The following is a 12,639-nucleotide window of genomic DNA, read 5'->3' as shown; positions in this document are numbered from 1 at the left end:
TAGTTTTGCAACTTTAAAACCGGCTGCTAAATTTTGTCTAAGATATAAAGAATTCTGTTTTCTACTGTATCTTTCGGAACCTCAATTAAGTTGTAACCGTATTTTTTATACGTTTCAATTAAGTGTTTCTGAATCGTTAATGCCTGTTCGAAATTTTCGTAACGTTCTGTATCGCTTTGATAAATTTCTTCCCAGGGAGGTAAAATAAAAGTTTTAGAATATTTGAAATTCTCACACGCTTTTACAAAATGTTCCGGATATTCGTCTCCAATATAATCCATATAAGCCACAACATCTGGAATACCGCGATCGATAAAAACGATATTATCGGGTTCTTCTTTAGCGTTTTCAAACTGCTTGATGCGTCCTTCCAGAAGCATTTCGCTAAATAATAAAGGCTGTTCCAGAAACAATTGCTCGACACCTCTTTTTTGGGCTTCGAGTGTAACTTCTCTAGAAATTTCAGGGTAACAACAATAGCCACGAGCGACTAATTCGTTTATAAGTGTAGACTTTCCTGTACCAGGACCACCAATGAGAACTATGATTTGTTTTTGCACTATTCTAAAAATAAAGCGCAAATTTACCTAAACTTATTCGTATTTAAAAAGAATATTTATCAAGAGCGAATAATTTTGCATTTTTAGCCAAAATGTGTTCCTGCTGTCCGCTTCAATCTTTTGCTTTTTAAAGGAAAAAGCAAAAGGATTTCCGCTTCCATCAGGGCTAGAGGAGAGGCATGGTTTTGTTTTTGGAATGATTTTTCAGATTGCATTTCCCGCAAGGTTTCAAAACCTTGTAGGTATTCTTTTGAAATAAAAATTAATTGATTTAAATTTTATATGTTTCGTTCCTACGGAACTCTTGTTTTGATAATGATTCGTTTTCAACGGATTAATCCCGATAGCTATCGGGAGCTGCTACAAAATATATCGCTCCGCTGGAGCTTTTTGATAATCGGAAATATAATTTTCTATAAATGTTTTGCTCCGCCGGAGCAGTTTCGGAATATTGAAAAAAGAGCCTTTGGCTCGACAAATATTGTAGGGACGAATTTTAATTCGTCCACATAATGAAGGTCTACGAGTTAAAGAGCCATCGGCTCGGTCCATATTTTGTATTACATTAATTTTTAAACCTACAAGGTTTTTAAAACCTTGCAGGAAACGAATAATAATTTTGGATAGTTGTTGGTTTCTGCCAAATTAATTACTCACAAAACAAATATTTCTCGGAACCTTTTCCTTTTTTAGAAGGCATGATCAAATGCGATTCGAATTTCTTTCCTTTTAAAACATCATTTACAAAATCGAGAACATATTGTTGTCCGTCATGAAAAAGATAGCCAGAGAATTCATGTCCGCCTCCGCAGAAAGTAATCAGCTCAATATCTTTATGTAAATCCTGCATGTGATTGTAAACGGCATACGATCCAAATAAAATCAACCAGCCCGAAGCATTTGTTGGGCAAGATCTATGCGAACCTGCGCCGTAAGGAACGGTATCGTCATTGCTTCCGTGTGCCAATAACATCGGAATTGCTTTTTCTTTCGTAATTAAATTGATATCCTGAATTGCTCCCGAACCTCCAATGAATCCGGTATATTTGAAGTTTTCAGGTAAATTACTTTTATATAAATTCATGAGTTTATAATCCCAAAACGAAGCGTGGAAACCAATTTCAGCACCGGCACTAATTCCTGAAATAAAGATTTTAGAAGTATCAAGATTATATTTGTCGGCATTTTCGATTAAATACGCAGTCGCCTGCCACATATCGCTCACGCCAATTTGAATTGCTTTTATTTTTTCGGTTAAAACACCTTTACAGCCAAAATCTTTTCCTTTCATATATAAACTGTATGAAATGCTGGCAACGGCATAACCATTTTCGGCCATAAATTTTCCGAAGTTTTTTTCGCTTGTACGTTCACCGCCAGAAAATCCTCCTCCAAAAGCAAACATGATTAACGGAATTTTCTCGCCGGATTTTTTCTTTGGCAGATATAAATCTAAATCCAGTTTTAATGTGTCGTTTTGGAAATAAGTTAAAGTTTTGACTTCTTGTGCTTGAATTGAATTTATTGTTAATGCGATAAAAAGTAAAAGGAGTTTTTTCATTGTAATGTGTTTTTAATCTCGCAAAGCCACAGGGACGTAAAGAAATTATTAATCTTAAAAACTTCGCGTCCTCGCGACTTCGCGAGCAAATTTCGTAGGAATGCTTTCTCAAATATAAGCGTTAAATTTACAATGAAATAATCTTCCAAAGCTTTTTTCTCTGCACCTTTGTAACTTTGTAACTTTGAACCTTTTTTCGAAGAAAAAATATAAAAAATCTAAATTCAAAAACCGTATATTTGCGTTTATTTTTAATTACGAATGGAGAACGATAAAGAAAAAAATACCGCCGAATTTTACGAAAGATTAAAAGTCGAATTAGATAACGCAAATACTTGGCCAGCAGAATATTTGTACAAATTCATTGTGCCGTCTGTAGCCGATAATGTAGAGCGTGTTGAAAAAGCTTTTGATCGTATGGGAGCGGTTATTAAAACAACAAAATCTAAAACCGGTAAATTTACCAGTGTTTCTGTAGATGTAACCATGCACAGCTCTGACGAGGTGATTGGTAAATACAAAGAAGTATCTACAATAGAAGGTATAGTTTCATTATAACTTATGGTCGAAAAATATAAAAAAGAAGTCGCAAACGACGTTGTTTTTAACTTAGAATACAATTCTGAAAGACAGCGTTTGATTATTCCGGAGTACGGTCGTCATTTACAAAAACTGATTGACCAGGCTACTGCAATCGAAGATGATGAAACGCGCAACAAAGCAGCGAAATACATCATTCAGGTTATGGGAAGTTTGAATCCGCATTTGCGCGATGTACCGGATTTTCAGCATAAATTATGGGATCAGCTTTTTATCATGTCTGATTTTAAACTAAATGTAGAATCGCCGTACCCAATTCCATCAAGAGATGTATTGCAGTTAAAACCGGATGTTTTACAATATCCGCAAAACTTTCCTAAATACAGGTTTTACGGAAACAATATCAAATATATGATTGATGTTGCCAACAAATGGGAAGAAGGCGAAATGAAAAATGCATTGGTAATGGTTATTGCCAACCACATGAAAAAATCATTCTTAAGCTGGAACAAAGATACCGTAAAAGACGATGTGATTTTTGAGCATTTATATGAATTGTCTGGAGGAAAAATAAACTTGCTGCACAGTACCGAAGAATTGTTGAACACAACAGATTTAATGCGTACCAACAAACGTGTGTCAAACAAAATAACACCAGCCGGACAGCCAAAAATTCAGAATAACAAGAATAACAACAAAGGCGGACAAAAAAAGACATTTCAAAAAAACAATAATCAGAAATAAAAAAGGGGCTAAGATGCTAAGTTACTAAGATGCTAAGATTTTAGCTCAGAACCTTAGAATCTCAGAACCTTAGAACCTAAACAAGATCTATGGGAATTTTTAAAATCGAAGGAGGAACTCCTTTAAAAGGAGAAATCACTCCGCAAGGAGCAAAAAATGAGGCATTACAAATTTTATGTGCCGTGCTTCTAACGGGAGATAAAGTGAAAATTAATAATATTCCCGATATTATAGACATCAATAAATTAATCACTTTACTGGGTAATTTAGGAGTAAAAATTCAGCGCAATGAACCGGGTTCGATTACGTTTCAGGCTGATGAAGTTAATGTTGGATATTTAGAAACAGAAGCTTTCAAAAAAGAAGGAGGAGCGCTTCGTGGTTCTATTATGATTGTTGGACCGCTTTTAGCACGTTTCGGAAAAGGATATATTCCAAAACCGGGAGGAGATAAAATAGGCCGTCGAAGATTAGATACACACTTTGAAGGTTTTATTAACCTTGGAGCAAAATTTAGATACAACAGAGAGGATCATTTTTACGGAGTAGAATCTCCAAAAGAAGGACTTACAGGAACAGATATGCTTCTTGACGAAGCTTCTGTAACCGGAACAGCAAATATTGTAATGGCTGCTGTTTTAGCAAAAGGAACAACTACAGTTTACAACGCTGCCTGCGAACCATATTTACAACAATTGTGTAAAATGTTGAACTCGATGGGAGCAAAAATTACAGGAGTTGGTTCTAACTTATTAACTATCGAAGGTGTTGAAAGCCTTGGTGGATGTGAGCACAGAATTTTGCCTGATATGATCGAAATTGGGTCTTGGATTGGTCTTGCGGCTATGACAAAAAGCGAAATCACGATTAAAAATGTAAGCTGGGAAAATTTAGGTTTGATTCCAAATACGTTTAGAAAACTGGGAATTACGATTGAAAAACGTAACGATGATATTTACATTCCGGCTCACAAAAACGGATATGAAGTAAAAACAGATATCGACGGTTCTATTTTAACCATTGCCGATGCACCATGGCCAGGATTCACTCCTGACTTATTGAGTATCGTTTTGGTTGTGGCAACACAAGCAAAAGGCGATGTTTTAATTCACCAAAAAATGTTCGAAAGCCGTTTGTTTTTCGTAGATAAATTAATCGATATGGGAGCTAAAATCATGTTATGTGATCCGCATAGAGCTGTGGTTATGGGACATAATTTTGAATCTCAATTGAAAGCAACAACAATGTCATCGCCTGATATTCGTGCAGGAATCTCATTATTGATTGCGGCGCTTTCTGCAAAAGGAACAAGCACAATTCAAAATATCGAACAAATCGACCGTGGATACGAGCGTATCGACGAGCGTTTAAGAGCTATTGGAGCAAAAATCGTGAGAGCGTAAAAAAAGTTAGCCACGAATTCACGAATTGGAATGTGTGAATTCGAGGCAAAAAAAATAGTCTACATGACAGATGAACAAAAAGCTGTAAAAGCTACTATATTTAGTATAGTTGGAAACACCTGCTTGGCCTTGGTAAAAGGCTTGGCAGGTTTTTTTGGCAATTCTTATGCCTTGATTGCAGATGCGATAGAATCAACAGCGGATATATTTTCGTCTTGTTTGGTTTTGTTCGGGATTAAATATTCTAATAAACCGCCAGATGAAAATCATCCTTACGGTCATGGCCGAGCAGAACCTTTAATTACGTTTTTAGTTGTTGGTTTTTTAATCACTTCGGCAACTATTATTGGATATGAAAGTATTGCCAATATTAGAACGTCACATGATTTACCAAAATCCTGGACATTATATGTTCTGGGAGCCATTATTATCTGGAAAGAATATTCGTTTAGATTGGTCATGAAACGAAGCAAGGAAACAAACAGCTCGTCTCTTGCTGCCGACGCGTGGCACCACCGAAGTGACGCTATAACTTCTGTAGCTGCTTTTATCGGAATTTCGATTGCCTTAATTATGGGCAAAGGATACGAATCTGCAGATGATTGGGCGGCGCTTTTTGCAGCATTTTTTATTTTATACAACAGCTATAAGATTTTCAGACCTGCACTTGGCGAAATCATGGACGAAAATCTGAACGATGATTTAGTCGAAGAAATTAGGGTAAAGGCCTTAACAGTACCCGGAATTCTTGGAACCGAAAAATGTTTTATCCGCAAAGCAGGAATGCGTTATCATGTTGATCTTCATGCTATTGTTTCGGCTAAGATCTCGGTAAAAGAAGGGCATGATTTATCGCATAAATTACAAGATACCTTAAAAGAACAAATTCCGCAGTTAGGAAATGTCTTGATTCATATTGAACCAGATGATTATCATTGTTGAGAAAGGTTCTGAGTTACTAAGATGCTAAGGTGCTAAGGTTTTAGCTTCAAAGCTTCAAAGGTTTCATATACAGTAGAGTTCTTTGTCAAAGTTCTAAACTTTGACAAAGATTAAATTAAAATCCGCCTATTCTAAAAGAGTAGGCGGATTTTTTTGTGCGTTACCTCCGGCCCGGGCTGTCCGCTATATCTTTTTATTTTTAAAGAAAAAATAAAAAGGATGCCGCTTCCATCCCTAACGCGCACTCAGGTAATGAGAACCTTCGACAAAGCATTTCGACTTCGCTCAATGTGACAAAGTGATAAAAAAACTTAGAACCTTAGTATCTTAGCATCTCAGTATCTTTAATCCAACACATTCAAAATCTTCAGCCCAAAAACAACACCATTTTGCTGGATGCCGCCTTGATAAGAATGTACATAGTCGACTCTGAAAAGTTTGAATTTTCCGAAACCAAGATTATCTAAACCAACCGTAAATTCAGAATAAGGTTTACGATCCGGAATTGCCAGTGAATGAAACCCAAGATTCATAGTTGACTTTAAGAGATTCAAAAGCGGAATTTTATTCATTACATATCCCATGTCGTTATGCTCTAAATGCATTTCAAAATAACTGTCGTTTGTGCTGTTGGCATAGTAAGGCATTAAATTAAAAACATTTAAATAACGACCGCTAGTGCCAATATGAGTTTGGTTTCCGTTAAAATGGCGGTAATCTATAAAAGAAATATTCTCGGCATTAAAGAACTTTTCTGCTTTAAAATTCATTCCCAAAGTACCTTTGTTTCCAAGTTGTAGATCGTATTGAACCGAAGAACCAATTCTCTCGAATTCGTATTTCTTTTCGCTTCCAGCAAACGCTTTTTCGAATCCTATAATTACAGTTGGATATTTATCATCTTTAAAATTATATCTTCCGTCAGGTCTTGAAATGTATTTGTTGCCAAAATTAATTCGGGCACTTACACTGGTTTTAAATAAATGATGCTGCTCGAATGGCGCTGTTGTAAAATCATTTGGAGCCAGAGGATTATTAGAAGAATACAAATCATCTCTTTTAAAAAAAGAATAATCAGTGGTGTTAAAAAGAGGTTTTCGTTGTTCATAAGCTGCTTTGGCATACAAATTAACTCCGTTTAAAACGTTTTGCGAATAGTTAATCTGAGCATATTCTAAGTTATACAATTTCATATAATTGTCTTTAAAAAACAAAGAACTTACAGAGTTGACTAATTTAGTAATAGGTTCCGCGTTATTAAACTGCTCCGTTTTTGTTCCTCCGGATATTCCAATAGTGGCATAATTTATATTATTGAATTTATGAGTAAATTGTCCGGTTACGCGGAAACGTTCATCAGAAAATCCGTAATTGAAAGTGGTGCTTACAGAAGTTGTTTTTCCTTCTTCGTCATTGCCTTTTTTAAATGAAAACCCAGAATCCAAATTAAATCCCTGAACCGTATTAAAACTTAGAGAAGTAATTTTTAGTAAACCGTCATAACTAAAAGAATACTTTTTGAACGTATTTTTATAATCATAACCCATTAAAACATCCCAAACCTTAAACTTATTGTTTTTCGCATCGATAGAATCAGTGTATTTTCTGGATGTTCGAATCGTTAAAAGACTGTCTTTTTTTGTGTAATCATTACTTTCTTCAATCGTTAACGGAATTGGACGAATTTCGTTCCAGAAAGCATCGTCTTTTTTATTCGCATTTAATTCAAAAGAGACGATTTCGTTGCCAAAAGTTTTTTTCTCGAAAGAAGATGGAAACTCATAATTAGAATAAACGTAATTGAAATTTCCGGAAAATTTTATCCCAAAAATACCCGCATTAAAAGAAAGAGTCTGCGCATTTTTAGACCAGATTTTGTTTTGTACGTTATAACTAAAGCTCTGTTTTAAATTCATGACTTCGGTAAACTCATTTTTCATTCGATACCCTTTTATGTCTAAATCTATAGCATAAATGGCAAAACTATCGTCGACTATATATATGTAGCCTTCAAAAACAGGTTCTTTATCACGTTTAGGGATCACTTTAATTTTATAAATCTGTTGATTATTATCATTGTAAGAGGTGCCTTCTAACTTGTATTTGTAGTAATTAAAGGCATTATCGGCAATAGGAGAAACCATTTTAATATCAAATTTCACCGTATTATCATAGAAATCGTAAGTAGATAAAGCGGCAGTATTATAGCTGTATCCGCGATTATTTCCTGAGATTTTAGAGGCAATAATTTTCTCTTTTAGCTTTTCAGGTTTTTCAAAAGTGATTTTCGAAACGGTTTCAGATAAATATAAAATTCCGGTTCCGGTCGAATCTAAATTTGAAGCCATGTCTGGACTAAGATCTACTTTTTGCCCTAAGATTTTTTTAGGAAGATCTTTCACTTTAAACATGCCTTTCGAATAAAAATCGGCTGTGTAACGTGCAGTTTTATCGGAGTTTTCTTTTTTATTTGCAATGGCACTTTTTATAATAGCATTTGCAGGATTGCTTTTAGGATCAATCACAACTTCATTTAGCGAGAAGCTTTCTTCTTGCATTTTTATATCCAAAATGGCTGTTTTCGTTGCAGCGAGAACAATTTTCTTTTGAGTTTTATAACCTAAATATTGAAAAGTGATTGTTTTTCCTGCAATTTCTTTTATGTTCAGCTGATATTTTCCCTGTTCATTAGAAGTGGTGCCGTTATAGGTGCCTTCTTCAAAAATAGAAACAAATGGAAGCGGATTTCCCTTTTCATCAGTTACAGTTCCTGTGATTTGGGCGAAATTAGAAATAGAAAATAATAAAAAGGCGATTAAAGTATAGTTTTTCATGAAAGTGGTTTCTCTCACAAAAATAAAAGAAGTTGAAAATGAGGTTACTAATAATTTGTTAAATTCTAATTTGGTTTTAGTTTGCCTTTGTCAGGCTGAGCGAAGTCGAAGCCCCTTTTGTTTTAATTAGCCTTCGACTTCGCTCAGTATGACATTCATTGAATCAAGTTTTTATAAAAATGATTGAATCGCCAATTCATAGCTTTTTAATCCAAATCCCAGAATAACACCTTTGGCATTTCCGGATAAATACGACTGATGTCTAAAACTTTCGCGGGCATACGTATTCGAAATATGTACTTCGATTACCGGAGTTGTAACTGCTTTTATGGCATCGCCCAAACCTATAGAAGTGTGTGTGTAGGCGCCGGCATTTAAAATTATTCCGTCAAAAGTAAAACCGCATTCCTGAATTTTTCCAATCAGTTCGCCTTCGATATTGCTTTGGTAATACGAAAGATCTATGTTTGGAAATTTTTGCTTCAACGTTTCAAAATAATCCTCAAAAGTCTGGCTTCCGTAAACTTCCGGTTCACGTTTTCCTAATAGATTCAAATTTGGGCCGTTGATTATGCAGATTTTCATATTAATAAGATGTGTTTAGCAAGTTGAAACATTTAGATTTTTAAACCATATTAGAGATATAAGTTCAATTAAGCTAAATATTTATAAATTGAGATTATTATTGATTCTTTAAATTGGAATTGCCATTGTAATTGCAATTGATTTTGAACTTTGTAAAAATAAAAAAACCGCTCTAATTAATAGACCGGTTTTTATAAAAGTATGTGATATTCTTTTAGAACATATATCCAGCTGAAAGTTGGAATACAGAGTTCTTAAAGTCAGCTTCTTTTGAAACTTCTGTTAAACCTATTCCGTAACGAGCCTGAACAAAAAGACCTCCAACTACTTTTAATCCAAGACCTGCATTAAGAGAGAAGTCAAATGTTTTTGGATCTGCAACATCAAATTCCTTTTTATTGCTTACTAAGAATGAAGCCTGTGGTCCAAGTTCTAAGCTAAGAGATTTAGTCATATAGATTTTAGCCATTACCGGAATAGCAATATAACCCATTTCATTTTTAAATTCCGAATAAGCATTTTTATAAGTTGCTCCTTGTGTCGTATACAAAAGCTCTGGCTGGATAGAGAATTTTTCTAATAATTTAAGTTCTGCTACAAGACCTGCATGGTAACTTGTAATACCTTCTTTGTCAACAGAAATTCCATCAAAACTAGAGCCTCCTGTTTGGTTAGCAAAGTTAACCCCTGCTTTAACCCCGATTTGTACAAATTGAGCCTGAACTGCAGCTGATGTTGCTAGGAACAATACAGCTGCTAAAAGTATTTTCTTCATAAAAAAAAATTTAGTGTTTGGTATTTTAATGTTATCTATAGTTCAAAACTACATTATTTCGGTTTTATTGTTTTATATAAAGCTTTATATAATTATTAAAATTTACATCTTTTTTAAGATTTTTAGTTGATTTCCTTGGGTTTATTTTGCTAATTGTTTGAAAGTCAAGTCTGTATTTGTAATTAAATTCTGTCTTATTTTCATAATTAAATAGTATGAAAAATGTTTTTTTGATAAGTAAAATCTTAATTCTAGTTTTTGATTTCCCAAAAAATGCTCGTAGAAAAGTAAGAACTGTTAGGCTGAATTTTTCTTTTTCGTGTAAACAGTTTGATTTAAAATAAAGCTTTGTTGTAGTTTTTAAGTTCTATAAAAGATTTCATTTTTTACACAATTTAAGATCGGATTAAAATGTAATTTATGTTCTATTAACAATTTAGATTCTTATTACTATTTTATTTGTTAAATTCCAAATTAATTTTTATGAAGAATATATTTATATTTGGTTATTAAAATTAAAATTTAACCAAAACAAATTATATGAAGAAAATTATTTTAGCTGCAGCTGCAGTAATGGTATTTGGTTTTGCTAACGCGCAAAAAACTAGATTTGGAGTAAAAGGTGGTTTAAATATTTCAACTGTAGTTGGAGGAGACGTTGATGATACTAAAGCTTTAGTAGGTTTCCACGTTGGAGGTTTTGCTGAAATTCATGTTGTTCAGAGATTTTTCATTCAGCCAGAGCTTTTATACTCAGCTCAAGGTACTAAAGTTGATGGTCCTTTTGGATCTGACGCAGATATTAAACTGAATTATTTGAATATTCCTGTATTGGCAAAATACTACATCGTTGACAATAAGTTTAGTGTAGAAGCTGGTCCGCAGCTTGGTATTTTATTGTCTGCTAAAGCAGATGGTGATGATATTAAAGATTTTACAAGATCAACGGATATTGGTTTTAATTTAGGAGCAGGATATAATTTTACTGATAATTTATCAGTTGGTCTTCGCTATACTATTGGTTTATCTCCACTTACTGATAAAGATATCGATAATTCAGATGATTATTATGATAGTGCAAAAAATAGCAATTTGCAGATTTCTCTAGCATATAAATTCTAATTATTTGTTTTAATAATATTTGAAACCTTCCTGATTCAGGGAGGTTTTTTTATGCTTTGTATTGTGCTAAAAACTAGTTATATATGAATTTAGTTTAAGATAAAATTTTATATTTGTATAAGAATATACTGTTTTTTTGATGTTGTGCTTTTCCCTTAATTTTAATTTACAGAGAATGAGAAAAATTATTTTACCAATTATGGTCTGTATGGTATTTGGATTTGTGAATGCTCAATCAACTAGATTTGGAGCAAAAGGAGGATTGAATGTTTCAAATTTTACAGGTTATGAGGAAGATGTTAAGTCTTTAATAGGCTTTCATGTTGGAGGTTTTGCGGAAATAAAAATTGCAAAAAAAATTACTATTCAGCCTGAATTTTTGTTTTCTACCCAAGGAACTACAATTGAAGGGAGCGAGGGAGATTCTAATACCAGCATCAAAGTGAATTATTTAAATATTCCGGTTTTGGTGAAATATTACATTACAGATATGTTCTCTGTTGAAGCGGGACCACAAATTGGTCTTTTACTATCTGCGAAAGCCAGAGGCGAAGATATAAGTGATCTTTATAAATCAACAGATTATGGTTTTAATTTAGGATGTGGATATAATTTTACAGAAAATATTTCTGCAGGTGCTCGTTACACAATTGGCTTAACAGATGTTAATAATACTTCTAATGAATCTCAATATCCGGATTTGTATAATGCAAGCTTTAAAAACAGCAATTTTGCGTTGTCTCTAGGATATAAATTCTAGTTATTTAGCTTTAATAATATTTGAAACCTTCCTTATTCAGGAAGGTTTTTTTATTTTGTTTTTTTTGGAAATATTTTAATGACTTATTTATGTCTTATTTTATTGTTCAAATAACTTTTACTGTAAGTTAGGGCTTTCTTTTTTTGTTTTTATTTGAACTTAACTAAAACTTAAAATAAAATGAAGAAGATTATTTTATCTATGATTGCAGTAATTACATTTGGATGTGTAAATGCTCAAGATGTAAAATATGGTGTTAAAGCAGGATTAAATGTTTCGAATTTTTCTGGAGATGTAGAAGGGTTCAATTCAAGAGTTGGATTTAATGCTGGTGCTTTTGTTGAAATTAAATTATCGGATAAATTTGCTATTCAACCCGAAGTACTGTATTCAGAACAAGGTGCAAAAATCAAAATTATTAGTAGTTTTTATGATGGATATAATTATCAATATTATAAAAGTAAGGTTAAGTATAATTTAGGATATATTAATGTACCTATAATGTTTAAATACTATGTATTTGAAAAGTTAGCAATTGAAGCAGGACCACAGGTAGGGTTTTTGGTTAGTGCAAATGGTAAAGTAAAAATTGATGGTTTGAAAGCAGAAATGAGTATTAAAGATTATTATAAGACAATTGATTTTGGTTTAAACTTTGGTGCTGGATATAATTTTACAGAAAACATTTCTGTTGGTGCAAGGTATAATTTAGGACTAGCTAATATTGGTAAAACTGTGGATGGTGATGATGGTAAAATCCATAATGGGGTGTTTTCAGTGTCAGCTACATATAAATTTAAAAAGTTTTAATAA

12 protein-coding genes are annotated in these 12,639 nt (G+C 33.3%); 7 read left to right on the top strand and 5 right to left on the bottom strand.

Annotated elements, in window-relative coordinates; genetic code table 11:
• Positions 1-26: 26 nt before the first annotated feature.
• On the bottom strand, positions 27-560 hold the full coding sequence (locus AC1RRQ_RS19075; protein WP_493024594.1) for an AAA family ATPase: 534 nt from the start codon (positions 558-560) through the stop codon (positions 27-29).
• Positions 561-1,209: 649 nt separating this feature from the next.
• Positions 1,210-2,121, bottom strand: coding sequence for an alpha/beta hydrolase family protein (locus tag AC1RRQ_RS19070; protein ID WP_493024593.1), 912 nt, complete (start codon positions 2,119-2,121; stop codon positions 1,210-1,212).
• A 261-nt stretch (positions 2,122-2,382) separates the two neighbouring features.
• On the opposite strand from AC1RRQ_RS19070, the gene AC1RRQ_RS19065 reads away from it, so the two are divergent.
• From AC1RRQ_RS19065 to AC1RRQ_RS19050, 4 genes are all read left to right on the top strand, one after another.
• Complete coding sequence (locus tag AC1RRQ_RS19065) at positions 2,383-2,679, top strand: DUF493 family protein (protein ID WP_493024592.1); 297 nt, start codon at positions 2,383-2,385, stop codon at positions 2,677-2,679.
• Between the two features lie 3 nt (positions 2,680-2,682).
• Positions 2,683-3,405: a DUF4290 domain-containing protein gene (locus AC1RRQ_RS19060; RefSeq protein WP_493024591.1), complete on the top strand. Its 723-nt coding sequence runs from the start codon at positions 2,683-2,685 to the stop codon at positions 3,403-3,405.
• Between the two features lie 89 nt (positions 3,406-3,494).
• Positions 3,495-4,808, top strand: coding sequence for a UDP-N-acetylglucosamine 1-carboxyvinyltransferase (gene murA, locus AC1RRQ_RS19055; RefSeq protein ID WP_493024590.1), 1,314 nt, complete (start codon positions 3,495-3,497; stop codon positions 4,806-4,808).
• 63 nt (positions 4,809-4,871) lie between these two features.
• Positions 4,872-5,750: a cation diffusion facilitator family transporter gene (locus tag AC1RRQ_RS19050; RefSeq protein ID WP_493024589.1), complete on the top strand. Its 879-nt coding sequence runs from the start codon at positions 4,872-4,874 to the stop codon at positions 5,748-5,750.
• 344 nt (positions 5,751-6,094) lie between these two features.
• Here the strand turns inward: AC1RRQ_RS19050 and AC1RRQ_RS19045 are convergent, their stop codons facing one another.
• From AC1RRQ_RS19045 to AC1RRQ_RS19035, 3 genes are all read right to left on the bottom strand, one after another.
• Entirely contained in the window at positions 6,095-8,584 is a 2,490-nt protein-coding gene (locus AC1RRQ_RS19045; RefSeq protein ID WP_493024588.1) for a DUF5686 and carboxypeptidase regulatory-like domain-containing protein, read from the bottom strand.
• Positions 8,585-8,755: 171 nt separating this feature from the next.
• Positions 8,756-9,169, bottom strand: a complete 414-nt coding sequence (aroQ, locus tag AC1RRQ_RS19040) for a type II 3-dehydroquinate dehydratase (RefSeq protein ID WP_493024587.1) — start codon at positions 9,167-9,169, stop codon at positions 8,756-8,758.
• A gap of 214 nt (positions 9,170-9,383) precedes the next feature.
• Positions 9,384-9,944, bottom strand: coding sequence for a porin family protein (locus AC1RRQ_RS19035; RefSeq protein ID WP_493024586.1), 561 nt, complete (start codon positions 9,942-9,944; stop codon positions 9,384-9,386).
• 540 nt (positions 9,945-10,484) lie between these two features.
• Between AC1RRQ_RS19035 and AC1RRQ_RS19030 the strand changes: the two genes are divergently transcribed.
• The 3 genes from AC1RRQ_RS19030 to AC1RRQ_RS19020 all read left to right on the top strand — a co-directional run bounded on the left by AC1RRQ_RS19030 (position 10,485) and on the right by AC1RRQ_RS19020 (position 12,636).
• Positions 10,485-11,066: a porin family protein gene (locus AC1RRQ_RS19030; RefSeq protein ID WP_493024585.1), complete on the top strand. Its 582-nt coding sequence runs from the start codon at positions 10,485-10,487 to the stop codon at positions 11,064-11,066.
• Positions 11,067-11,241: 175 nt separating this feature from the next.
• The gene (locus tag AC1RRQ_RS19025; protein ID WP_493024584.1) at positions 11,242-11,826 is read left to right on the top strand and encodes a porin family protein; all 585 of its coding nucleotides are present in this window, start codon (positions 11,242-11,244) and stop codon (positions 11,824-11,826) included.
• A 180-nt stretch (positions 11,827-12,006) separates the two neighbouring features.
• Positions 12,007-12,636, top strand: coding sequence for a porin family protein (locus tag AC1RRQ_RS19020; protein ID WP_493024583.1), 630 nt, complete (start codon positions 12,007-12,009; stop codon positions 12,634-12,636).
• Positions 12,637-12,639: the final 3 nt, after the last annotated feature.

The sequence above is a fragment of the Flavobacterium sp. GW821-FHT12A05 genome (assembly GCF_058807735.1).
This window is presented reverse-complemented; position numbering and strand designations above follow the sequence as displayed.

Coding starts and splice junctions, on each gene's coding strand:
- AC1RRQ_RS19070 (WP_493024593.1), bottom strand. CDS start 2,121: ATGAAAAAACTCCTTTTACTTTTTATCGCATTAACAATAAATTCAATT.
- AC1RRQ_RS19065 (WP_493024592.1), top strand. CDS start 2,383: ATGGAGAACGATAAAGAAAAAAATACCGCCGAATTTTACGAAAGATTA.
- AC1RRQ_RS19060 (WP_493024591.1), top strand. CDS start 2,683: ATGGTCGAAAAATATAAAAAAGAAGTCGCAAACGACGTTGTTTTTAAC.
- murA (WP_493024590.1), top strand. CDS start 3,495: ATGGGAATTTTTAAAATCGAAGGAGGAACTCCTTTAAAAGGAGAAATC.
- AC1RRQ_RS19050 (WP_493024589.1), top strand. CDS start 4,872: ATGACAGATGAACAAAAAGCTGTAAAAGCTACTATATTTAGTATAGTT.
- AC1RRQ_RS19045 (WP_493024588.1), bottom strand. CDS start 8,584: ATGAAAAACTATACTTTAATCGCCTTTTTATTATTTTCTATTTCTAAT.
- aroQ (WP_493024587.1), bottom strand. CDS start 9,169: ATGAAAATCTGCATAATCAACGGCCCAAATTTGAATCTATTAGGAAAA.
- AC1RRQ_RS19035 (WP_493024586.1), bottom strand. CDS start 9,944: ATGAAGAAAATACTTTTAGCAGCTGTATTGTTCCTAGCAACATCAGCT.
- AC1RRQ_RS19030 (WP_493024585.1), top strand. CDS start 10,485: ATGAAGAAAATTATTTTAGCTGCAGCTGCAGTAATGGTATTTGGTTTT.
- AC1RRQ_RS19025 (WP_493024584.1), top strand. CDS start 11,242: ATGAGAAAAATTATTTTACCAATTATGGTCTGTATGGTATTTGGATTT.
- AC1RRQ_RS19020 (WP_493024583.1), top strand. CDS start 12,007: ATGAAGAAGATTATTTTATCTATGATTGCAGTAATTACATTTGGATGT.